The 21,425-nt window shown below is 70.1% G+C and carries 26 protein-coding genes and 1 pseudogene; 18 read left to right on the forward strand and 9 right to left on the reverse strand.

Annotation, left to right across the window (positions count from 1 at the left end; translation table 11 throughout):
* Nucleotides 1–2: 2 nt before the first annotated feature.
* On the reverse strand, nucleotides 3–833 hold the full coding sequence (locus ACFSC0_RS04490; protein WP_377282317.1) for a TIGR02587 family membrane protein: 831 nt from the start codon (nucleotides 831–833) through the stop codon (nucleotides 3–5).
* 118 nt (nucleotides 834–951) lie between these two features.
* Here ACFSC0_RS04490 and ACFSC0_RS04495 point away from each other — a divergent pair, with 118 nt between their 5' ends.
* Nucleotides 952–1,215, forward strand: a complete 264-nt coding sequence (locus ACFSC0_RS04495; RefSeq protein WP_377282318.1) for a hypothetical protein — start codon at nucleotides 952–954, stop codon at nucleotides 1,213–1,215.
* A gap of 47 nt (nucleotides 1,216–1,262) precedes the next feature.
* Nucleotides 1,263–2,459, forward strand: a complete 1,197-nt coding sequence (locus ACFSC0_RS04500; protein WP_377282319.1) for a YihY/virulence factor BrkB family protein — start codon at nucleotides 1,263–1,265, stop codon at nucleotides 2,457–2,459.
* Nucleotide 2,460: 1 nt separating this feature from the next.
* Here ACFSC0_RS04500 and ACFSC0_RS04505 read toward each other — a convergent pair whose 3' ends face one another.
* From ACFSC0_RS04505 to ACFSC0_RS04520, 4 genes are read right to left on the reverse strand one after another with little or no spacing between them, the layout of a single operon-like run.
* Nucleotides 2,461–2,901, reverse strand: a complete 441-nt coding sequence (locus ACFSC0_RS04505; RefSeq protein ID WP_377282320.1) for a DUF1801 domain-containing protein — start codon at nucleotides 2,899–2,901, stop codon at nucleotides 2,461–2,463.
* A gap of 10 nt (nucleotides 2,902–2,911) precedes the next feature.
* Nucleotides 2,912–3,337: a DUF1801 domain-containing protein gene (locus ACFSC0_RS04510; RefSeq protein ID WP_377282321.1), complete on the reverse strand. Its 426-nt coding sequence runs from the start codon at nucleotides 3,335–3,337 to the stop codon at nucleotides 2,912–2,914.
* Between the two features lie 24 nt (nucleotides 3,338–3,361).
* On the reverse strand, nucleotides 3,362–3,772 hold the full coding sequence (locus ACFSC0_RS04515) for an SRPBCC family protein (RefSeq protein WP_377282322.1): 411 nt from the start codon (nucleotides 3,770–3,772) through the stop codon (nucleotides 3,362–3,364).
* Nucleotides 3,769–4,092, reverse strand: coding sequence for an ArsR/SmtB family transcription factor (locus tag ACFSC0_RS04520; protein ID WP_377282323.1), 324 nt, complete (start codon nucleotides 4,090–4,092; stop codon nucleotides 3,769–3,771). Before ACFSC0_RS04520 ends, ACFSC0_RS04515 begins: the two co-directional genes overlap by 4 nt.
* 128 nt (nucleotides 4,093–4,220) lie before the next feature.
* Here ACFSC0_RS04520 and ACFSC0_RS04525 point away from each other — a divergent pair, with 128 nt between their 5' ends.
* Nucleotides 4,221–4,475: a DUF3297 family protein gene (locus tag ACFSC0_RS04525; RefSeq protein ID WP_377282324.1), complete on the forward strand. Its 255-nt coding sequence runs from the start codon at nucleotides 4,221–4,223 to the stop codon at nucleotides 4,473–4,475.
* 137 nt (nucleotides 4,476–4,612) lie between these two features.
* On the opposite strand, the gene ACFSC0_RS04530 is transcribed toward ACFSC0_RS04525, so the two are convergent.
* Both ACFSC0_RS04530 and ACFSC0_RS04535 read right to left on the reverse strand, forming a co-directional pair.
* Complete coding sequence (locus ACFSC0_RS04530) at nucleotides 4,613–5,413, reverse strand: SDR family NAD(P)-dependent oxidoreductase (RefSeq protein WP_377282325.1); 801 nt, start codon at nucleotides 5,411–5,413, stop codon at nucleotides 4,613–4,615.
* 2 nt (nucleotides 5,414–5,415) lie between these two features.
* The gene (locus ACFSC0_RS04535) at nucleotides 5,416–5,979 is read right to left on the reverse strand and encodes a carboxymuconolactone decarboxylase family protein (RefSeq protein ID WP_377282326.1); all 564 of its coding nucleotides are present in this window, start codon (nucleotides 5,977–5,979) and stop codon (nucleotides 5,416–5,418) included.
* Nucleotides 5,980–6,106: 127 nt separating this feature from the next.
* On the opposite strand from ACFSC0_RS04535, the gene ACFSC0_RS04540 reads away from it, so the two are divergent.
* The 14 genes and pseudogenes from ACFSC0_RS04540 to ACFSC0_RS04605 all read left to right on the forward strand — a co-directional run.
* On the forward strand, nucleotides 6,107–7,498 hold the full coding sequence (locus ACFSC0_RS04540) for an amidase family protein (RefSeq protein ID WP_377282327.1): 1,392 nt from the start codon (nucleotides 6,107–6,109) through the stop codon (nucleotides 7,496–7,498).
* A 218-nt stretch (nucleotides 7,499–7,716) separates the two neighbouring features.
* A complete protein-coding gene (locus ACFSC0_RS04545) occupies nucleotides 7,717–9,321 on the forward strand; it encodes a methyl-accepting chemotaxis protein (RefSeq protein WP_377355082.1) in 1,605 nt (534 codons plus the stop codon).
* Entirely contained in the window at nucleotides 9,321–9,608 is a 288-nt protein-coding gene (locus tag ACFSC0_RS04550) for an STAS domain-containing protein (RefSeq protein ID WP_377282329.1), read from the forward strand. Before ACFSC0_RS04545 ends, ACFSC0_RS04550 begins: the two co-directional genes overlap by 1 nt.
* Nucleotides 9,605–9,970, forward strand: a complete 366-nt coding sequence (locus tag ACFSC0_RS04555) for a response regulator (RefSeq protein WP_377282330.1) — start codon at nucleotides 9,605–9,607, stop codon at nucleotides 9,968–9,970. Before ACFSC0_RS04550 ends, ACFSC0_RS04555 begins: the two co-directional genes overlap by 4 nt.
* A gap of 35 nt (nucleotides 9,971–10,005) precedes the next feature.
* Nucleotides 10,006–12,297, forward strand: a complete 2,292-nt coding sequence (locus ACFSC0_RS04560) for a chemotaxis protein CheA (RefSeq protein WP_377355084.1) — start codon at nucleotides 10,006–10,008, stop codon at nucleotides 12,295–12,297.
* 2 nt (nucleotides 12,298–12,299) lie between these two features.
* The gene (locus tag ACFSC0_RS04565; protein ID WP_377282332.1) at nucleotides 12,300–12,770 is read left to right on the forward strand and encodes a chemotaxis protein CheW; all 471 of its coding nucleotides are present in this window, start codon (nucleotides 12,300–12,302) and stop codon (nucleotides 12,768–12,770) included.
* The gene (locus ACFSC0_RS04570; protein ID WP_377282333.1) at nucleotides 12,767–13,645 is read left to right on the forward strand and encodes a CheR family methyltransferase; all 879 of its coding nucleotides are present in this window, start codon (nucleotides 12,767–12,769) and stop codon (nucleotides 13,643–13,645) included. Before ACFSC0_RS04565 ends, ACFSC0_RS04570 begins: the two co-directional genes overlap by 4 nt.
* A complete protein-coding gene (locus ACFSC0_RS04575) occupies nucleotides 13,642–14,685 on the forward strand; it encodes a protein-glutamate methylesterase/protein-glutamine glutaminase (RefSeq protein ID WP_377282334.1) in 1,044 nt (347 codons plus the stop codon). Before ACFSC0_RS04570 ends, ACFSC0_RS04575 begins: the two co-directional genes overlap by 4 nt.
* Entirely contained in the window at nucleotides 14,685–15,074 is a 390-nt protein-coding gene (locus ACFSC0_RS04580; protein WP_377282335.1) for a response regulator, read from the forward strand. The genes ACFSC0_RS04575 and ACFSC0_RS04580 overlap by 1 nt, the downstream gene beginning before the upstream one ends.
* Nucleotides 15,071–15,625: a chemotaxis protein CheD gene (locus ACFSC0_RS04585; protein ID WP_377282336.1), complete on the forward strand. Its 555-nt coding sequence runs from the start codon at nucleotides 15,071–15,073 to the stop codon at nucleotides 15,623–15,625. The genes ACFSC0_RS04580 and ACFSC0_RS04585 overlap by 4 nt, the downstream gene beginning before the upstream one ends.
* Nucleotides 15,625–15,993 carry a hypothetical protein gene (locus ACFSC0_RS04590; RefSeq protein ID WP_377282337.1) on the forward strand — a complete coding sequence of 123 codons (369 nt, stop codon included), beginning with the start codon at nucleotides 15,625–15,627 and terminating at the stop codon, nucleotides 15,991–15,993. The genes ACFSC0_RS04585 and ACFSC0_RS04590 overlap by 1 nt, the downstream gene beginning before the upstream one ends.
* Before the next feature lie 31 nt (nucleotides 15,994–16,024).
* Nucleotides 16,025–16,603 carry a response regulator gene (locus ACFSC0_RS04595; RefSeq protein ID WP_377355086.1) on the forward strand — a complete coding sequence of 193 codons (579 nt, stop codon included), beginning with the start codon at nucleotides 16,025–16,027 and terminating at the stop codon, nucleotides 16,601–16,603.
* Nucleotides 16,600–17,073 (forward strand): hypothetical protein, encoded by a 474-nt coding sequence (locus ACFSC0_RS04600; protein ID WP_377282339.1) that lies wholly within the window; start codon nucleotides 16,600–16,602, stop codon nucleotides 17,071–17,073. Before ACFSC0_RS04595 ends, ACFSC0_RS04600 begins: the two co-directional genes overlap by 4 nt.
* Nucleotides 17,074–17,083: 10 nt before the next feature.
* Nucleotides 17,084–17,212 (forward strand): annotated as a pseudogene (locus ACFSC0_RS04605) (hypothetical protein); the annotation flags it as partial.
* Here ACFSC0_RS04605 and ACFSC0_RS04610 read toward each other — a convergent pair.
* Nucleotides 17,187–18,329 (reverse strand): thiolase C-terminal domain-containing protein, encoded by a 1,143-nt coding sequence (locus ACFSC0_RS04610; RefSeq protein WP_377282340.1) that lies wholly within the window; start codon nucleotides 18,327–18,329, stop codon nucleotides 17,187–17,189. The pseudogene ACFSC0_RS04605 and the gene ACFSC0_RS04610 overlap by 26 nt on opposite strands.
* A 4-nt stretch (nucleotides 18,330–18,333) precedes the next feature.
* Nucleotides 18,334–18,726, reverse strand: a complete 393-nt coding sequence (locus ACFSC0_RS04615; protein WP_377355087.1) for a Zn-ribbon domain-containing OB-fold protein — start codon at nucleotides 18,724–18,726, stop codon at nucleotides 18,334–18,336.
* 467 nt (nucleotides 18,727–19,193) lie between these two features.
* Between ACFSC0_RS04615 and ACFSC0_RS04620 the strand changes: the two genes are divergently transcribed.
* Nucleotides 19,194–21,419, forward strand: a complete 2,226-nt coding sequence (locus ACFSC0_RS04620) for a TonB-dependent receptor (protein WP_377282342.1) — start codon at nucleotides 19,194–19,196, stop codon at nucleotides 21,417–21,419.
* The last annotated feature ends 6 nt before the right edge of the window (nucleotides 21,420–21,425 follow it).

Genomic DNA, 21,425 nt, shown 5'->3' on the forward strand with positions numbered 1-21,425 from the left:
GGCTAGACCAGCAGGCGGGCCGCGGCCGCGCCAAGCGCGCCGGGGAAGGCGAGGACGACCCCCAGGCGCAGCACGTCGCCGGGCGGGACCCCGTCGGTCCGCCCGAAGGTCCACAGCACATAGAGGCTGGCGGCCAGGGCGATGGCGTAGCCGGGGACGGTGTAGTGCAGCGCCGCCTGCAGCGGGTTCTCGTGCGCCTCCTGCCCCGCGAAGCCCACGGTGTAGACGATGGCGTGCAGCGCCACGATCGAGACGCCCAGCAGCGCCAGCGTGAGCCAGGAGCTGGACTGGAAGGCGATCAGGCTGACCTCCTCCGTCGGGGCGACGTTGAAGGCGACGAAGAGGGCGCCGGCCAGCATCAGGAAGAGCTGGGAGAGATAGCCCTCCCGCCGCTCGATCTCCTCCTCGGGATCGTCCGGGCCGCCCTTCTCGCCGCCGCGCAGCTGACGGCGGGCGAGCAGGGCGCCGATGGCCGCCGGCACGCCCTGCAGCGCGGTCTTGGCGGCCGCTTCGTAGAGGCTGTCGTCCGGGGTCACCACGCCGAACAGCACGAGCAGCACGAAGGCGGCGATGAAGCCCACCGCCAGCGACGCCAAGGCGTCCAGCGCATCGTCGAGCCAGCCGAAGGTCTCGCGGAAGCCGGAATAGTAGGACAGACCCAGCAGGAACGGCAGGCTGACGGCCAGGAACAGGGCCAGCCGCACCGGCTGGATGGACGAGGCCAGGTCCCACATCTCCATGGTCATCAGCAGCGGAAAGGCGAACAGCACCGCCCCGCCGAACGCGCGGGCCAGGCCGATGGCGTAGGTCTCGTTGCTGATGCTGGCGACCATGGCCAGGGTTCAACGCCCAGGGCCCAGGTAAGCTGCACAGTGGGGTCTCATTTGATGGATCGCTCCGGCGCCCCGCCGCGTTGCTCCCGCTGACGCCGTCACGAGGAGCCCCCGATCCATGACCCTCCTGCCCACCGGCCTGCAGCGCCGGAGCCGGATCACCGAGCAACTGCGGCGCGCCGCCCGCCCCGTCGGGACCCGCGCCGCCCTCGCCGCCCAGGTCGGCCGCAACGGCCTCGACCAGGCCCGGTCCCGGCCGCTGGCCTCGACCGCGGCCCTCGCGCTGATCGGCCTCGCCGCCGCGCTCGCCGCCAGCCCCAAGGCCCGCGGCGCGGTCCGGCAGTCCTTCGAAAAGCTCTCCGGAACGCTGCGCCGGGCCTGATCATTGGTGCAGCGGAAGCCACCGCGCCACCGACAGGATCAGCCGCAATGGCCGGCCAGAAGGACCTCGACATCTCGCGCCGGCGCGGCCTCGCCCCGTGGCTTGGCCTGGGGCTCGTGCTCGCCGCCCGCAAGCGCCGGCGCGCGCCCCTCATCGAGCGGGGGGCGGCCGCGCCCGCGCCCGCCGAGGCGGAGCGCAGCTTCGCGCCTGCTAAGGCGCGCCCAGCGCGACCCGCGGCCGATCCGGGCGCCGCCGACGATGCCGACCGCGGCCGCCAGGCCGAGAAGCCGTCCGAGATCCCGGCCAGGGGCTGGAAGGACATCCTCTGGCGGGCCTGGAAGGAGTACGGCGACGACGACGTCGCCTCATGGGCGCGCAGCATCGCCTTCTCCGGCATCCTGGCGCTGTTTCCGGCGCTGGCTGCGTTCGTCGCCATCTACGGACTGTTCGCCGATATCGAGACGGCGCGCGGCCATCTGGCGGGCCTGACCGGCGTCATCCCGGCCGACGCGGCGACCTTCATCGGCGACCAGATGGTGCGGATCGCCGCGGCCAACGACGCGGGGCTGGGCCTGACCTTCCTTGTCGGCGTGCTGCTGTCGCTGTGGAGCGCCAACGCGGGGATGAAGGCGCTCTTCAAGGGCCTGAACATCGCCTACGACGAGGAGGAGAAGCGCGGCTTCATCCAGCTCAACCTGATCACCCTGGCGTTCACCGTCGGCGCCATCGTCTTCATCAGCCTGGCGATGGGCGCGGTCGTGGTCGTGCCGATCGTGATGCAGGCGCTGGGCCTGGGCGGGGCGGCGGAGCTGCTGGCCCTGCTGCGCTGGCCGCTGCTGCTGGCGGTGGTGATGTTCGGGCTCTCGGCGCTCTACCGCTACGGCCCGAGCCGCGACAAGGCGCAGTGGCGCTGGGTCAGCTGGGGCAGCGTGGCCGCGACGGTGATGTGGATCGTCGGCTCGGCGCTGTTCTCCTGGTACCTGGCCAACTTCGCCAACTACAACGAGACCTACGGCTCGCTGGGCGCGGTGTTCGGCTTCCTGATGTGGCTGTGGCTGTCGGCCGTGGTCGTGCTCTTCGGGGCCGAGATCAACTCCGAGATCGAGCACCAGACAGCCAAGGACACCACCGAAGGCCCGGAACAGCCCATGGGCGCCCGCGGGGCGGAGATGGCCGACACCGTCGGCGAGGCGAAGACCGGCGGACTGCTGCCCGAGGCGATCGCCCGGCGGCTGCGCCACTAGCTCAGGACTTGTCGCCGAAGCTCCAGCCCGGCTGCGCGGCGGCCTGCCGGATCCAGTCGGCCAGCTGCGTCTCGTCGATCTCCTGGCCCTCGTAGATGTCGATCCAGCGCCCCTGGCCGCTCTTCGGCGTGCCTCCGGGCGGAAGGGGCTTCAGCGCGGCGCCGTTGAAGAAGGTCAGCTTCACGTAGCGGGTCAGGCAATGGAACGAGGCGAACCAGTCGCCTTCCCGCGCCCCATAGAACGGCGAGTTCCACCGCACCGCCTTGCGCACGTCGGGGACGGTCTTGACGATCAGCGCATCGAGCCGTTCGCCCACCCCGCGTTTCCACCCGGGCATGGCGGCGATGTAGGCCTGCACCGGCCCGTCGCCGTCGCCCTTGGGGATCTGCGGATTGCCGCCCGAGAGGAGGACGACGCCGTTCTCGCCAACCTGCTTGCTCATCGGCCTGACCTCACCTGGTCTTGGCGCCGGCCGCATTCTCCGCCACGGCGGCCGTGACCAGCGTCTTGAACGCCGCCGCGTCGACCTCGGCGCCTTCGGGGATGTCGATCGCCCGGCGGAGATTACCTTCCAGGCTGGAGTTGAACAGGCCCGCCGGATCGGCGAGCCGGGCGCCCTTGGCGAAGGTGAGCTTCACCGCCTTCTTGTAGGCCTCGCCGGTGCAGATGATCCCGTGGCGCGACCAGACGGGATTGTTCCATTTCCACTCCTCGACGACCTGCGGGTCCGCCTCTAGGATCAGCGCCCGCATGCGGGCCAGCGTCTGACCCCGCCATCCGCCGAGGTCGGCGATCCGCTGGTCGATGAGCCGCGAGGCGGACGCGCCGCTCTCAGGCGCGGCCGCCTTGGCGGACTTGCCGCCGGTCTTGGTCTCCAAAGCTTCACTCCTTCTCGAGGGGCCTCAGTCCAGCCGCTCCAGGACCTGCTCCAGCTTGCCGAAGAACTGCGGCCAACCGGCCTTGGCGCCCTCGTAGAACTGCGGCTGGTTGGGCAGGAAGCCGGACTGCTCCATACGCAGGCGGGTGCCCGCGTCGGTCGGCGTCAGGGTCCAGGTGACCACGCTCTTCAGCGCATAGGCGTCCCAGGTATAGGCCAAAGTCCGGTTCGGCTCGACCTCCAGGACCTTGCAGGCGATGGAGCCCCAGTCGGCGCGCAGGCTGAAGTCGTGACCCACGTCCGGCTTGAAGTCGGCCTTCATCAGCCACTCCTCGATCAGGTGCGGCTGGGTCAGCGCGCGCCAGATCTTCTCCGGAGGATGCGGCAGCTCCCGTTCGACGACGACGGAAAGGGTCTCGGTCTGGGCTTCGGTCATTGGTCCATCCTCTTGAGCAGGTCTTCCAGGCTGTCGAACCGGCTTCGCCAGAAGGCCGACATCTCGCTGGTCCAGTCGATCAGGGGGGCCAGAGCCTCGATCCGCGCGCTGTAGTGCGTCTGGCGGCCCTGCTGGCGATCCTGCACCATCCCGGCCTGCTTCAGCACCCCGAGATGCTTGGAGACGGCCGGTTGCGAGACGCCGGCCTGAGCCGTCAGCGCCCCGACGGTCTGTTCGCCCTCGCGGCACAGGCGCTCGAACAGGGCCCGCCGGGTCGGATCGGCGAGGGTCTTGAACAGCAGGTCGCGGGCGTCCGGCATGTGCGATCGATAATCCGTTGGCTATGAGTTGATCCATAACCATCCGGCTATGTGTCTGTCCAGCCCCATCTATGCAAGCCGGCGAACAGGCCCTAGGAGGGGCGCAAATCCAGTTTGCGAGCCGCCCCATGAGCGACACCCCGCCCGACCGCCTCTCCGCCCACCCGAAGAGCCCCTTCTACGACGAGGCCCTGCTGATGCGCGGGGTCGGCATCAAGTTCAACGGCGAGGAGAAGACCAACGTCGACGAGTACTGCGTCAGCGAAGGCTGGATCCGCGTCGCCGTCGGCAACAAGGTCGACCGCAAGGGCAACCCCCTGACGCTGAAGCTCGAAGGCAAGGTCGAGCCCTACTTCAAGTCGGACGCGCCGGAAGGGGAATAGACCTCTCCCCCCCGCTCGGCGGGGGGAGAGGGTTGGGTGAGGGGGGACTCTCCGCGCGCGCCGGCCTCGGCGGTGATGCGCGGCCGCCGCACCTCCCTCACCCTACCCTCTCCCTCCGCGAGCGGAGGGAGAGGTCATCAAGCGATCCGCACGCTCCCGCCCCCGTCCACCGGCAGGATGGCGCCGGTGATGAACTTCGCCTCGTCGGAGGCGAGGAACAGGGCGGCGTAGGCCGTATCCCAGGCCGTGCCCATCATGCCGCCGAGCGGCACGCGGGCGTTGCGCTCGTCGCGGACCGCCTGCGGCGTGCGCCCGCTCGCCCGCGCGATGCCCTCGATCGCCATCGGCGTATCCATCAGGCCCGGCGTGATGGCGTTGCAGCGGACGCGGTAGCGGCCGTTGGCCTGGGCGACCGAGGTGGTCAGCCGGTTCACGCCCGCCTTGGAGACCTCGTAGGCCACCTGCCCGCCGCCGGCGATGCTGGCGAGGGACGAGATATTGACGATCGCGCCGCCGCCCTTCTCGCGCATCGGCCCCAGCACGGCCTTGGTCATCAGCCAGGTCCCCTTGAGGTTGACGTCGAGGATGCGGTCGAAGGCGGCCTCCTCGATCCGGTGGGCCGGCCCGTCGCCGCCGCCGATGCCGACGTTGTTGACGAGGATGTCGACGCGGCCCCAGCGGTCGATGGCCGCCTTGGCCACGGCCTCGCATTCGCCCGCCTTGACGATGTTGGCCTGCAGGGCGAAGGCCTTGCCGCCCTCGGCCTCGATCATCGCCGCCGTCTCCTGGGCGCGTTCGAGCACCCGGTCGACGCAAAGCACCTCGGCCCCTTCGCGGGCGAACAGCACGGCGATGGCCCGCCCGTTGCCGATGGTCTCCCCCGGCGTCTGGCCGGCGCCGGAGACGATGGCGGCCTTGCCTTCCAGACGGCCGGCCATGCTCAGAAACCCTTCAGGTCGGGATCGAGGGTCTGGCCCTCGTCCAGTTGCACGCCGAAGCTGTTCAGCATCATCGAGACCTGGGTGTACTGGCCGGCGGTGAAGACCACGTCCATCTGCTGCTTCTGGTCGAAGTGCTTGCCGAGCAGGGCCCAGGTGGCGTCGGTGATGAACTGGTCGTGGTGCAACTCGTCGGCGGCCCGCAGCAGCGCCTGGTCGGCCTCGCTCCAGCCGGGCGCGTCCGCGCCCTGCTTGATGCGCTCGATCTCGTCCCTGGTCAGGCCCGAGCGTTCGCCGATCGGCACGTGCTGGGTCCACTCGTAGCCCGACTTGCACAGGTAGCCGATGCGCAGGATCACGATCTCCCGCTCGCGGGCCGGCAGGCCGTTGCGGCGCGAGAGGATGTAGTTCCCCCAGCCCATGAAGCCGCGCATGGCCTTCGGCTCGCGGACCAGCGTGCGGAAGATGTTCAGCACCCGCCCGCCGAACGGCTCCAGCTGCTCCTTCTGATCCGGGGTCAGCTCCTCGTCGCGGACAGGCTGGATCCTGGGCGCCGTCAGACGCATGCGCGCCTCCCTCTCTCTTGTCGTTGGTTGCGGCCAAGATGCACGGCCCCGGCGCCTGCGCAAGGCGCGCCGCAGGGTTTGACGCCGCCGCTCAGGGGCGCCTCAATCCCGGCAAGGGAGAAGCGCCATGGCCATCGACTACCCTGCCGCCACCGTCCGCCAGCTGCGCGCCGCGCTGGATGCGCGCGAGGTCAGCGCCGAGGAACTGGCGCAGGCGGCCATCGCCCGCATCGAGCGGCTGGACGGGCCGATCAACGCCGTCGTGGTCCGCGACTTCGAGCGGGCGTTGGCGACGGCCCGGGCGGCGGACATGGCGATCCGGGCCGGCGAGCGGGCCCCGCTGCTGGGCGTGCCGATGACGGTCAAGGAGTCCTTCGGCGTCGCCGGCCTGCCGCACACCTGGGGATCGGAGATGTTCCGCGAGGTGGTGGCGGTGGAGGACGCGGTCGCGGTCTCGCGGCTGAAGGCGGCCGGGGCGGTGATCCTGGGCAAGACCAACGTGCCGCCGATGCTGGCCGACTGGCAGTCGACCAATCCGCTGTTCGGGCGCACCTGCAACCCGTGGGACCTGACCCGCTCGCCGGGGGGCTCCTCCGGCGGCTCGGCGGCGGCCCTGGCGGCCGGCTACGCGCCGCTGGAGTTCGGCTCGGACATCGGCGGCTCGATCCGCGTGCCCGCGGCCTTCTGCGGCGTGTTCGGCCACAAGCCCAGCTACAAGCTCGTGCCCATGCGCGGCCACGGCCCGCCCGCCCTGGAGGGCGAGGATGCGCCGCTGGCGGTCGTCGGGCCGCTGGCCCGCACCGCCGAGGACCTGGCCCTGGCGCTGGACGTCGTCGCCGGCCCCGACGAGGACATGGCCATCGCCTATCGCCTGGCCCTGCCCGCCCCGCGCCAGACGCGGCTCTCCGGCTTCCGCGTGCTGATCCTCGACCGGCACCCGGCTGCGGCCACCGACGGGGCCATCCTGTCGGCCCTGAACGGCCTGGCGGACGAGCTGGCCCGCGCCGGCGCCAGGGTGGTGCGCAGCCATCCGGACCTGCCGGACCTGGGCGCCGCGATGGACGCCTACCTCGGCCTGTTGAACAGCGTCGTCTCCCGCGGCCGGCCCGACGCCGAGCCGATCTCGGCCCACGCCTATCTCGACTGTCTCGACGCGCAGAACCGCGTCCGCGCCAAATGGGCGCAGGTGTTCGGCGATGTGGACGTGGTGCTGGCGCCGGTGTTCGGCGCCCTCGCCTTCCCGCACACCGACCTCGCCTGGGGCGAGCGGGGCCTGCTGATCGACGGCGCGAAGACGCCCTACGGGGTCCAGCTGGCCTGGCCGAGCGTGGCCCTGTTCGGCGCCCTGCCCGCCACCGTCTTCCCGGCCGGCCTCAGCGACACCGGCCTGCCCGTCGGCCTGCAGGCGATCGGGCCATTCCTGGAGGACCGCACGAGCCTCGCCTTCGCCGCGGCGGTGGAGCGCGAGCTCGGCCGCGGCTTCACGGCCCCGCCGCTCCAGGCGCTCGAGCCGGCCTGACGCCGCGCCGGCGTTCACTCTCGCCCGAAGTGGGCGGGTAACCATTTCTTCAACGCGTCAGGGTTACGCAACCCGGGGGACGTTCGCGTTCAAAGACAACGCGTTCAGCGGCGCTGTTCGGCCCTGCTGAGTGAACGGGGCGGGGGAAATGATTCGTTCGGAGCAGATGGCGACCGCCGGCGCGCGCAGCGAATCTCGTCCCCGACTGGGGATCGCGTATGAGTGAGCCGTTGAGGACCGCTTCGGCGGACGACCTGGAACGCCGCCTGGCGTTCGTCGGGCTGGACGAGGCGGCGCGCGGCCGGCTGGCCGCCACCGCGCCCATCGCCCGCCGGATCCTGCCCGAAGTGGTGGCCGGCCTCTATTCCAAGCTCAACGACTTCCCGGACACCCGCGAGGTGTTCGCCCAGGTGGACGTGACGCGCGCGACCGCGCGGCAGGCGGACCACTGGGCGGCGCTCGCCACCGGCCAGCTCGACGCCGACTTCGCCCGCCGGGCCCGCGCCCTGGGCGAATCCAACGCCAAGCTCGGCATGGACGCCCGCTGGTACATGGGCGGCTACGCTGTGATCCTGGAGCAGCTGGTCCGCGGCGTGCTGTCCGAGACGATCAAGACCGGCGGCTTCGGCGGCGTCAGCAAGGCCGACCGCGACAAGGCGATCGACGGCGTCGGCGCCCTGATCAAGACCGCGATGTTGGACCTGGAGCTGGGCCTGGCGGTCTACCTCGAAGGCGCCGAGCGCGCCCGCGCCGAGGCCCGCGCCGCCCAGGAGAAGGCCGAGAACGAGCAGAGGACCGTCGTCGGGGGCCTGGCCGAGGCGCTGGATCGGCTGGCGCGCGGCGACCTGACCTTCCGCCTGGAGCAGGCCTTCCCCGGCGAGTACGACGAGCTGCGCCGCGACTTCAACGAGGCGGCCGCCCGGCTGGAAGACGCCATGACGGTGATCCAGGCCAACGCCGCGGCGATCCGCAGCGGGGCCGAGGCCATCGCCGGCGCCTCCGACGACCTGGCCAGCCGCACCGAGCAACAGGCGGCCAGCCTGCAGGAGACGGCCGCGGCCCTCGACCAGATCACCGCCACGGTGAAGCGCACCAGCGAAGGCGCCGCCCAGGCCGACGGCGCCGCCCGCGAGGCCAAGGCCGAAGCCGAGAGGAGCGGCGAGGTGGTCAGCGAGACCGTCTCGGCGATGAGCGGCATCGAGCAGTCGGCCAAGCAGATCAGCCAGATCATCGGGGTGATCGACGAGATCGCCTTCCAGACCAACCTGCTGGCGCTCAACGCCGGCGTGGAAGCCGCCCGCGCCGGCGAGGCGGGCCGCGGCTTCGCCGTCGTGGCCTCCGAGGTGAGGGCCCTGGCCCAGCGCTCGGCCGAGGCCGCCAAGGAGATCAAGGCGCTGATCAGCGCCTCGAGCCAGCAGGTCGGCTCCGGCGTCGAACTGGTCGGCCAGACCGGCGAGGCCCTCACCCGGATGGTCACCAAGGTCGCCGAGATCTCGACCCTAGTGGCCGAGATCGCCGCATCGGCCAAGGAACAGTCCACGGGCCTGGCGCAGGTCAACACGGCCATCAACGAGATGGACCAGGTGACCCAGCGCAACGCCGTACAGGTCGAGCAGGGCGCCGCCTCGGGCCATGCGCTGCTGACCGAGGCCGACGCCCTGGCCCGCAGCATCGAGCGCTTCAAGCTCAGCGAGGCCGCCCCGATCGCGCCTCGCATGGCCCATGCGCCGGTCCCGGCCCTGAAGACCGCCGGCCGCGGCGGCGCGGCGCGCAAGCCCGAGCCGGCCCACGTCGAAGCCGAAGACGGCTGGGAGGAATTCTGATGACGGACGCGGCCGTGCTCAGCCTCGCCCCGATCCTCGACCTGCAGGCGGCCGAGCCGCTGCGGGCCGAACTCATGGTGCTGAGGGGACGCCCCTTGAGCATCGATGCGTCGCAGGTCAGCCGCCTCGGCGGCCTTTGCCTGCAGGTGTTGATCTCGGCCCAGAAGACCTGGGCCGAGGACGGCCATCCGCTTTCCGTGGACGAGCCGTCGGAGGCGTTCACCGAACAACTGGCCAGCTTCGGCGATCCCGAGCTGCGCTTCCTGCCCGAAGGGGGAGCTTCGTGACCAAGACAGTTCTGACGATCGACGACTCGCGCACCATGCGCGAGATGCTGAGCATGGCGCTGGTGCAGGCGGGCTACCGCGTGATCCAGGCCGTCGACGGCGTGGAAGGGCTGGAGATCCTCAAGAGCGAGGGCGCCGACGTCGTCATCACCGACATCAACATGCCCCGGCTCGACGGCTTCGGCGTGATCGAGGGCGTGCGGGCCAATCCGGACCATCGCGCCACGCCGATCCTGGTGCTGACCACCGAGAGCGACGTCGCCAAGAAGGAACGCGCCCGCCAGGCCGGAGCCACCGGCTGGATCGTGAAGCCCTTCAATCCGGTCAAGCTGATCGACGCCGTTCGGCGCGTCGCGGCCTGACCTCAAGGCACTAGGACCCCAGTCGGGAGCGCCACTTGGACCCGTTCGAGAGCATCAAGGCGACCTTCTTCCAGGAATGCGAAGAGCTGCTGACCGATCTCGAGTCGGGGCTGCTCGCCATGGAGAGGGGCGAGAAGGACTCCGAGACGATCAACGCCGTCTTCCGGGCGGTGCACTCCGTCAAGGGCGGCGCCGGGGCTTTCGGCCTGGAAGAGCTGATCCGCTTCGCCCACGTCTTCGAGACCGCGCTGGACCTGATCCGCTCGGACAAGATCGAGCCGACGGACGAGGTCGTGAAGATCCTGCTGCGCGCCAACGACGTGCTGGCCGACCATGTGCAGGCCGCCCGCAGCGACGGCGCGGTGGAGCACTCGCGCTCGGCGGCGATGCTGGACGAGCTGCAGTCGCTGATCGGGGCGGACGCCGCCGCGGCCCTGGAGGGCGGCGACGAGGACGAGGACGACTTCGGCTTCACGCCCGTGCAGATGGTCGTCGAGGACGCCGACGAGGCCGCGCCGGAGCCGGCCGCGCCCGAGGCGGCCGTCCCCGGCGAGCGCATCTGGCGCATCGAGTTCCAGCCCAAGGCGGAAATGTACGCCAAGGCCAACGAAGCGGGGCTGGTGCTGCGCGAGCTCGCGCGCCTGGGCCGCATCGAGGTGGAGCTGGACGGCGCCGAGGTCCCGCCGCTCGACCAGATGATGGCCGAGCACGCCTACCTGCGCTGGAACATCAAGCTCGTCACGGACCAGGACGAGGCGGCGATCCGCGACGTCTTCGAGTTCGTCGAGGACGACTGCATCCTCACCATGGTCGAGGAGGGCGCCGGGGGCGGCTTCGAGGACGAGCCGCCCGCCGTGGTCCCGGCCCAGGACGATTTCGACCCCGCCGCGCTGCTGGCCCGGCTGACCGGCGAGCCCGCCGCCGCCGAGGCCCCGGCCGAGACGCCGCCCGCGCCGGAGGCGGCGGCCGCCGCCGATTCCGAGGCGATGGACGTCGCCGGCCTGATCGCCCTGGCCCAGAAGGCCAGCACCGGCGTCGAGCAGGCGCCGGAGCCTGCGCCCAAGGCCGAGACGAAGCCCGTCCAGTCCGCCCCGTCCGCCCCGGCGGCGGCGAGCGCCGCCGCCCCCGCGCCGACCATCCGCGTCGATCTCGACCGGGTCGACCGGCTGATCAACGCCGTCGGCGAGCTGGTCATCCAGCAGGCCATGCTGTCCCAGCGGGTGATCGAAAGCGGCCTGGCCCGTTCCTCCGCCGTTGCGCTGGGCCTCGAGGACCTGGAGCTGCTGACCCGGGAGATCCAGGACAGCGTCATGGCCATCCGGGCCCAGCCCGTGAAGTCGGTGTTCCAGCGGATGCCGCGGCTGGTCCGCGAGGCCGCCGACATGACCGGCAAGAAGGTCCGGCTGGTCATGGAGGGCGAGAACACCGAGGTCGACAAGACGGTCATCGAGCGTCTCTCCGATCCCATCACCCACATGCTGCGAAACGCCATCGACCACGGCCTGGAGCCGCCGGACGAGCGGGAGATGGAAGGAAAGCCGCCGGAAGGCACCGTGCGGCTGGCCGCCCTGCACCGGGGCGGGCGCATCGTCATCGAGGTCTCGGACGACGGGCGCGGGATCAACCGCGAGCGGGTCCGCAACATCGCCGTCTCCAAGGGTCTGATCGCAGAGGACGCGGTGCTGACCGAGGACGAGACCGACAACCTGATCTTTCTGCCCGGCTTCTCCACCGCCGAGACCATCTCCGACCTCTCCGGCCGCGGCGTCGGCATGGACGTGGTCAAGCGCTCGGTGCTGGCCCTGGGCGGGCGGATCTCGATCAGCTCCGAACCGGGCAAGGGCAGCAAGTTCACCATGAGCCTGCCGCTCACGCTGGCGGTGCTGGACGGCATGGTGGTGACCAGCGCCGAGCAGACCCTGGTCGCGCCGCTGTCCAACATCGTGGAGAGCCTGACGCCCAAGGCCGAAGAGGTGCACTACATCGGCGGCCAGGATGCGGTGATCCGCATCCGCGACACCTTCGTGCCGCTGATCGACGTCGGCCGCGCCCTCGGCTTCCGCGACGCGCCCCTGAACGCCGCCGACTCCGTCGCCATCCTCGTGGAGAGCGAGGGCGGCGGGAAGGCGGCCCTGCTGGTCGACGCCATCCAGGGCCAGCGCCAGGTGGTCATCAAATCCCTGGAGGCCAACTACCAGCACGTGGACGGGGTCGCGGCCGCGACCATCCTCGGCGACGGCCGGGTGGCCCTGATCCTCGATGTCGACGCGCTCGTCTCAACTTCGCGCCGCAAGCCGGCGCCCCGTGAAAAGCGAATGGCGGTTTGAACATGACCGAGACCCAAGCCCCGCAAGGAACCGGCCAGCGGCGCGAGCTGATCTCGTTCCGCATCGGCGACCAGGAGTTCTGCGTCGACATCATGTCGGTGCGGGAGATCCGCGGCTGGACGCCGGCCACCCCCCTGCCCCGCACGCCCTCGTTCGTGAAGGGCGTCATCAACCTGCGCGGCGCGGTGCTGCCGATCATCGACCTGGGCGCGCGCCTGGGCCTGGAGACCTCGGCGCCCACCGCCCGGCACGTGATCATGGTGGTGAAGATCGGCGACCGGACCCTCGGCCTGCTGGTCGATGCGGTCAGCGACATCATCAACCTGACCGAGGACATGGTGCAGCCGACGCCGGACGTCGCCTGCGACCAGGTGAAGACCTTCGTGAAAGGGCTGTTCGCCCTGGAAGGCCGGATGGTCAGCCTCATCGCCCTGGACCGTGTGCTGCCGGAGACCGAAGCCGAGGCTGCATGACCAGGACTTCCGGCCCTAACGAGCAGGCGGCAGGCCCCGGCATCGTCGAGGGGGAATTCCTGCTGACCGCCAGCGACTTCCGGACGATCGCCCAGATCGTCCATGCGCACGCCGGCATCCACCTGCCGGAGGGCAAGGCCGCGCTCGTCTACTCGCGGCTGGCCAAGCGGCTGCGCGCGCTGGGGCTGCGCAACTTCCGCGAATACTGCAAGCTGGTGGAGACCGCCGAGGGCGTCGACGAGCGCCAGGCGATGACCGCCGCGCTGACCACCAACGTCACCCGCTTCATGCGCGAGCCGCACCACTTCGAGCACCTGGAGCACGACGTCATGCCGGCCCTGGCCCGCCGGGCCCGCGCGGGCGGCCGCGTGCGGCTGTGGTCGGCGGCCTGCTCGAACGGCCAGGAGCCCTACTCCATCGCCATCACGGTGCTGTCGGCGCTGCCGGAGGCCTGCGACCTGGACGTGAAGATCCTGGCCACCGACATCGACCCCAACATGATCGCCGAGGGCAAGGCGGGGACCTATAGCGACGAGGCCCTCTCGGCCCTGCCGCTGCACCACCGCCGCCGCTGGTTCGAGAAGGCCGCGAACGGCTGGTCGGTGGCCCCGGAGCTGCGCAGCCTGGTGGCGTTCCGCGAACTTAACCTCGTCGGCCCCTGGCCGATGAAGGGCCGGTTCGACGTCATCTTCTGCCGCAACGTCGTGATCTACTTCGACGACGAGACCCAGGAGCGCATCTGGGAGCGCTTCGTGCCGGCCATGGAGCCCGGCGCCGTGCTCTACATCGGCCATTCCGAGCGCGTGACGGGCCGGGCGGCCCACCAGCTCGAGACCTGCGGCCTGACCGCCTATCAGTTGAGGAACGCCGCATGACCGTCCGCGTACTGGTGGTCGACGACTCCGCGACGATGCGCAGCCTGATCGCTGCGTCGCTGCGGATGGACCCCGAGATCGAGGTCCTCGGCTTCGCCAACGATCCCATCGAGGCCCGCGAGGCGATCAAGCGCCTCAACCCCGACGTCATCACCCTGGACGTCGAGATGCCGCACATGAACGGCCTCGACTTCCTGGAGAAGATCATGCGCCTTCGGCCGATGCCGGTGGTGATGGTCTCGACCCTGACTCAGGCAGGCGCCGAGGCGACGATCTCGGCCCTGCAGCTCGGCGCCGTCGACTGCATCGGCAAGCCGGCCGGCGGGGTCTCCGCGTCCGAGGCCTTCCTCGACCTGCCCGAGAAGGTGAAGGCCGCGGCCCGCTCGCAGGTGCGCCCCTACGAGGGGCCGGTCACCGCGCCCGAGCCGCCGCCCAAGCCGGAGTACATCCCCGAAGACGTGGTCGTCGCCATCGGCTCGTCCACCGGCGGGGTGGAGGCGCTGATGACCCTGCTCTCCGCCTTCCCGGCCAACTGCCCGCCGACCGTGATCACCCAGCATATGCCCGGCGCCTTCACCAAGAGCTTCGCCGAGCGGCTGAACCGGGTGTGCGCGGCGAGCGTCGCCGAGGCCCACGACGGGGCCCGGCTGAAGCCCGGCCATATCTGGCTGGCCCCCGGCGGCGCGAGCCACCTGGAGGTCGTCCACCAGAGCGCCCCCTCCTGCCGGCTGGTCGCCGGCGACCCCGTCAACGGCCATCGCCCGTCGGTGGACGTGCTGTTCCACTCGATCGCCCGGCTGAAGCGGGCCGCGGTCGGCGTGATCCTGACCGGCATGGGCCGCGACGGCGCCGAAGGCCTGCTGGCCATGCGCCGGAACGGGGCCCACACGCTGGGCCAGGACGAGGCCAGCTGCGTCGTCTACGGCATGCCCCGGGCCGCTTATGAACGCGGGGCCGTTGAGAAGGAGCTGCCGCTCCAACGCCTGAGCAACGCGATCCTGAACCTGTGCGCGGCCAAAGAGCCGCAACGGAGCGCCTGATGCCCGCCGCCTCTTCCCTCAAGACGCTCATCGTCGACGATCAGCAGACGATGCGGAGCCTCGTCCGCACCAGCCTGCACGCGCTCGGCATCAGCAACACCAAGGAAGTCCCGGACGGGGAGGACGCCCTCCGCTTCCTGCTGACCGCCCAGGTGAACCTGGTGATCACCGACTACAACATGCCCAAGCTGGATGGCCTGGGCCTGCTGCGCGCCATCCGCGCCCACCCGCCGATCGCCAAGACCGCGGTGATCATGCTGACCGGCCGGGCCGACCGCGAGCTGGTGCAGCGGGCGGTGCAGTTCGGCGTCAACAACTACCTGGTGAAGCCCTTCACCACGCAGACCCTCAAAGAAAAGATCGAAGCGGTGTTCGGCGCCCTGACATGACGGACACCGTCCTCTCCTCCCGGCCGCAGCGCCGCCTGAACGTCATCCAGGGCGAGTACCTGGTGTCGAACGATCCGGACGTGTTCCTCACGACGGTGCTGGGCAGCTGCGTGGCCGTGTGCCTGCGCGATCCCGACCGCGGGGTGGGCGGCATGAACCACTTCCTGCTGCCCGAGGGCCAGGCCGACTCCCACGACGACGCCCGCCGCTACGGCGTGCACGCCATGGAGCTGTTGATCAACGCCCTGCTCCACCAGGGCGCCCAGCGCGGCCGCCTCGAGGCCAAGCTGTTCGGCGGGGCGCGCATGTTCAACGGCCTGTCGGACGTCGGCGCGGCCAACGCCGCCTTCGCCGAACGCTTCCTGCGGGACGAGGGCATCAACGTGGCCAGCGCCAGTCTCGGCGGCGTCGGCGCGCGGCGGCTGAAGTACTGGCCGGTGAGCGGCCGGGCCCAGCAGAAGATCGTCGAAGACAAGGCCGAGCTGACCCAGCTGAACCTGAAGGCCGCCCCGCCGCCCGTCGTGGCCGAAGGCGACCTGGAGCTGTTCTGATGAACGCCGCCGTCCCCTCAGCAGACATCTTCGGGGCGCTGGCCCTGGAACTGGAACGCGCCGGGGAGCTGTGCGACCAGCTCGAGACGGTCATGGCCCGGCTGGTCGAGGCCAGCGGCTCGGCCGCCCCCGAGGACGCCATGCGCGACGCCCAGGCGGTGGACGCGCTGGGACAGACCCTGCGGGGCCTGGCCGGCTTCGTCGAGACCCTCTCGCAGCAGGGCAAGGGCCCCGTCGGCTACGACGTCGCCCCGGCCCTGAAGACCATCACCCTCGCCGCCCTGGCCGCACGACTCGCGGCCGAAACGGGTCAGGCGAGCGGCGCCCACGGACCCGGACACGAGGAGGGAGAGCTGCAGCTCTTCTGAGCCAATGAGCACATTCGGCCTGCCTCCCGAGATGCGCATCAACTTGGAGCGCACGCGGCTCCTATTGTGCGACGACAACGAGCAGGCCCTGTCGGTCGAGAGCGCGATGTTCCGCGGCTTCGGCATGCACCGGCAGTACAAGGCCAGCAACGCCAAGGAGGCGATGGGGATCGTCACCTCGCGCGAGGTGGACCTGATCGTCATGGACTGCGGCATGCCGGACATGGACGGCTACGATTTCGTCAAATGGCTGCGCACCCAGGGTCCGGGCGATGCGGCCTACATCCCGGCCATCCTGATGACCGGCCACGCGGCCCGCAGCCTCGTCGAGAAGAGCCGCGACTGCGGCGCCAACTTCGTCATCTCCAAGCCGTTCACGCCCCAGGTGCTGCTGCAGCGGGTGTTCTGGGTGGCCAAGGACGAGCGGCAGTTCGTGCGCACCGCCGGCTACGTCGGCCCGGACCGGCGGGTGCGGAACCTTGGCCCGCCTCCCGGCAAGAAGGGCCGCCGTTCCACCGATCTGTCCCTGAAGGTCGGGGCTGCGAAGGACCCGAACATGGAACAGTACGAAATCGATTCGCTGATGAAGCCGCAGAAAGTGATCCTATGAGCGACCCCAACCTGTTCAAGGTCACCTCGCGGCTGTCGGAGCAGGTCGACCGGCCGGGCGGCATGACCGCCCAGATCGCCATCCAGCGCGTCACCCACGAGATGTCGGCCGAGGAGGGCCGCTCGCGCGAGGTGGTGGGCGAGAGCCTCTCCCAGCTGGAGCAGCTGTGTAAGGAACAGACGGGCGGCATGGACGCCGTCTACGACGTGGCCACGGCGGTCATCGACGTCGCCGGCCTGTTCGACGAGCGGATCCTCTGCGACGCCGCCTACAGCCTCTGCGAACTCACCGACCGGCTGCGCACGCAGGATAAGGTCGACTGGTCGGCCGTCGCCGTCCACGTGGAGGCCCTGAAGCTCATCTACGGCGTCGACCCGCGCAACACCGCCCAGTTCCGCCCCGTCGTGGACGGCCTGTGGAAGGTCACCGACAAGTACAAGGAGCCGGCTGAGGAAGCGCCGGCGGAGTAGCGAACTTCGTCATCCCGGCCGGAGCGAAGCGGAGAGCCGGGACCCAGGCGCCCGCGTGAGGCCTCTGGGTCCCGGATCGGCCTTGCGACCGTCCGGGATGACGAAGAGAGGCCTTACGGCGCCTCGTTCGACCAGATGATCGTGCCGGAGGCGGCGAACATGCCGCCGACGCCGTGGCTGACGCTGATCTTGGCGCCTTCCACCTGGGCCGGCGCCGTTCCCCGCATCTGACGGATGCTCTCCTGCATGGCGTACATGCCGTACATGCCCGAGTGCATGTAGGAGAGGCCGCCGCCGTTGGTGTTCAGCGGCAGCTTGCCGCCGATGGCGGTGTTGCGCTCGTTGATGAAGTCCTTGGCCTCGCCCGGCTTGCAGAAGCCGAGGTCCTCCAGGCCGTAGAGCGGCAGGTGGGCGAAGGCGTCGTAGATCATCAGGTGATCCACGTCCTTGTGGGTGATGCCCGCCTCCTCGAAGGCCTTCTTGCCCGCGACCCGGAAGGCCTTGGACGAGGTGAAGTCCTCCATCTGGCTGACCATCGGGGTCTCGACGCTCTCGCCGGTGCCCAGGATGTAGACCGGCTTGTGCGGGAAGTCCTTGGCCCGCTCGGCGCTGGTCAGGATGAGCGCGCCGCCGCCGTCGGTGACCAGGCAGCACATCAGCTTGCGGAACGGCCAGGCGATCATGTCCGAGTTTAGGACGTCGTCGACCGTGATCGGATCGCGGAAGCTGGCGCGGGGGTTCTTGGCCGCCCACTCGCGCTGGATGACCGCGACGTTGGCCAGGTCCTCCTCGGTGACCCCGTAGGTCTTCATGTAGCGAAGCACCGGAACCGTGAACATGGTGGGCGGGCCCACCGGTCCGAACGGCATCTCGAACTGCCCGTTGAGGCTGGAGCCGCCCATCATCCGCCCGCCGGCGCCGACGCGCGAGCGCCCGCTCTCGCCGTGGGTGATCAGCACGGTCTCGCAGAGCCCCTCATTGATCGCCGCCGCCGCGTGGCGGACGTGCAGCATGAAGGAGCAGCCGCCGACGCTGGTGCCGTCGGCGTACTTGGGCGTGATGCCCAGGTAGTGGGCGAGCGCGGTGGGGCTCTCGCCGGCGGTGGCCACGCCGTCGATGTCGGACGGCTTGAGGCCGGCGTCGGCCATGGCGTTGAGGGCGGCGTCGGCGTGCAGCTGGATCACCGACATGTCCGGGATCTTGCCCAGGCGCGTGGTTTCGGCCGCCCCGACGACGGCTACGGTCTTCGGCTTCATCGGCTCAGCCCTCCGCCGGCTCGAACAGGGGAAGGGCGGTCTCGCCCACGGGCAGGAAGGTCACCTTCACCGGCATGTCCAGCTTCAGCGCCTCGGGCGTCTGCGGACAGTTCACGATGTTGGTCATCATCTGCACGCCTTCATCGAGCTTCACCACCGCGATCGAGTGGGGCTCGGTCCCAAGGTCGGGGCGCGGGCGGTGGTTGATCACATAGCTCCAGAGGACGCCGCGGCCGCTGGCCTTGAAGACCTCCACGTCCCGCGAGGCGCACTTCGGGCAGAAGGGCCTGGGCGGGAAGTAGGTGTTGCTGCACTCCTTGCAGCGTTGCAGGCGAAGCTCGCCTTGCTTGCAGCCGTCCCAGAAATGTTGGGTCTCTGGCGTGGGCTGGGGCGCCATCCTCGGTGGCATGAAATTCCGTCCCCTTGAAATTCGTTGGCTTCAAATCCCGGCGGACCGGGCGGCGACAACAAAGACGAGGTTGGCCGGCTTGTCGATAAGCGGTGTCGCTTGAAGGCCCGTTTCCGGCGCTGAGCCAAAGCCTCCTCTCCCCCGACGCGCAGCGCGGGGGGAGAGGATTTGAGGAGAGGGGCGACGCAGGACCTGCGGCCGCACGGATGGTCCGCCAACGCCCTCAGGCGGCGGGTCCTTGATCCGCCCGTTCGGAAATGGAGAGGCCGCTCCACCCCTCTCCCGACCTCTCCCCTCGGGCTTCGCCTCGGGGGAGAGGAGGCACGAGCCCACAGCCAAGCTTGCGTCATATGCGCCCATTCCGCTGGGGCATGTTCGACGCGACTCAACAGCTTGGCTAAACGCCGTTCACTGACCGCGCGTCCGCGCGGGACTTGGGAGGCATTCCTTTGAAGTTGAGTAAGAAAGTGGCGCTGGCGTCCGGCGCGGCGCTTAGCGTTTGGGCAGGCCAGGCGCTGGCCCAGGAGACCCAGGTCGAGGAGCTGGTGGTCACCGCCCGCCGGACCGAGGAGAACCTGCAGACCACGCCGGTGGCCATCTCCGCCTTCTCCGAGGCCGCCCTCCAGCGGCAGGGCGCGACCCAGATCACCGACCTGCAGGGCGCGGTGCCCAACCTGAACCTCGTGCAAGGCCGGGCCTCGTCCAACTCCACCAACATCTACATCCGCGGCGTCGGCCAGCCGGACGCGCTGCAGACCTTCGACCCGGCCGTCGGCGTCTACATCGACGACGTCTACATCAGCCGGATCCGCGGCACCCAGTTCGACCTTCTGGACCTTCAGCGGGTCGAGGTGCTGCGCGGGCCGCAGGGCACGCTGTACGGCAAGAACACCATCGGCGGCGCCCTGAAGCTGGTCACCCGCCGGCCCGGCCAGGAGGTTCGCTCGCAGGCGTCGGCCAGCGTGGGGAACTATGGCCTGTTCGAGGGCAAGCTGGCCCTCTCCGGCCCGCTCACCGACACCCTCGCCGCCGGCTTCGCCGCCTCCGGCTCGGCCCGCGACGGCTACGTCGAGGATCCGGTCACCGGCCGCGACTACAACGACAAGAAGACGCTCAGCCTGCGTTCGGCCCTGGCCTGGACGCCCACCGACGCGACCACGGTCGACCTTACCGCCGACTACACCAAGGACGACTCGTCCCTGACGGTGGGCCAGGCCACCAACACCCTGACCACCGCCTTCGGCCAGGTGCTGCGGGTGATCCCGGCCAACCCGCCGGAGTTCGATTTCACGGCCCGCACCGATCCGGGCCTGCCCAACTCGACCAAGTTCGAGCACTGGGGCGTGGCGGCGACGGTGACCCACGAGCTGTCGGAGGCGCTGACCTTCAAGTCGATCACCGCCTACCGGAACCTCGATTCCGACGACTACATCGATTTCGACGCCACCGAGATCGAGGTCACCAGCGCGCTTGTCGCGGTGGACCAGGACCAGCTCAGCCAGGAGCTGCAGCTCGCCTACGACAGCGGCCCGTGGCAGGCGGTCGGCGGCCTCTACTACCTCAAGGAAAACGTCGGCTCGTTCCAGATCGCGGACGCCGACGCCTTCACCGCCCCCTTCACCTTCCGGCGGCTGGTCGGCGACGACCTGGAGACCACCAGCTGGGCCGCCTACGGCAACGTCAGCTACGCGCTGACCGAGCGCCTGCGGCTCTCCGGCGGCCTGCGCTACACCATGGAGGAGAAGGACTACTACCGGACCACCACCGTCCTCTCGAACCTGGCGGCGCTGAACACCACCTTCGCCTTCCAGGGCGCCGAGGAGTGGGACGACGTCTCGCCGATGGTGTCGGTGGACTACCAGGCGACCGACGACCTGTTCCTCTACGGACGCATCGCCAAGGGCTTCAAGTCGGGCGGCTTCAACGGCCGGGCCAACAATCCGGGCGAGGAGCTCCCCTACGATCCGGAGACCATGGTCTCCTACGAAGCCGGCCTGAAGAGCACCCTGCTGGACGGGCGGATGCGGGCCAATGCGACGGTCTTCTACAACGACTACCAGGACTTCCAGGCCCGGGTCGGGCGGGCGATCGTCTCGCCAAACCAGCCGGTGCCCTCGGTGGACTTCGCCGTGCTCAACGCCGGCCAGCTGGAGATCTGGGGGGCCGAACTGGAGATCGCCGCCAACCCGGTCCCGCAGCTGACCCTCAACGCCGAGATCGGCTACCTCAACGCCGAATACGGGGAGTTCTTCGAGGAGCGCCCGACGGGCACGCCGGGCGTCTTCATCCCCCTGGACCGCAGCTGGCAGACCCCGGCCTTCGCGCCGGAATGGACGGCCCGCTTCGCCGGCGCCTACGAGTTCGAGCTCGGCGACGCCGGCTCGGTCACGCTCGGCGCCCAGACCCGCTACCGGTCGGAAGCGGCCCTGGCGGTGGACAACGCCGACCTCGTCACCCGCCAGCGCTTCGCCGGCATGTGGCAGGACGACTTCTGGCTCGTCGACGCCCAGCTGGTCTGGGAGAACGCCGACAAGACCCTCTCGGCCGGCCTCTACGGCAAGAACCTGACGGACGAGGTCTACAAGACCGACGCCCAGGAGTTCTCGTCCGTCGGCGGCATTCGCACCGCCTACTACGGCGCGCCGCAGACCTGGATGCTGACGCTGACTTTCCGCCACTAGTCCGCA

The organism is Phenylobacterium terrae (assembly GCF_042681205.1).
Lineage (GTDB): Bacteria > Pseudomonadota > Alphaproteobacteria > Caulobacterales > Caulobacteraceae > Phenylobacterium > Phenylobacterium terrae.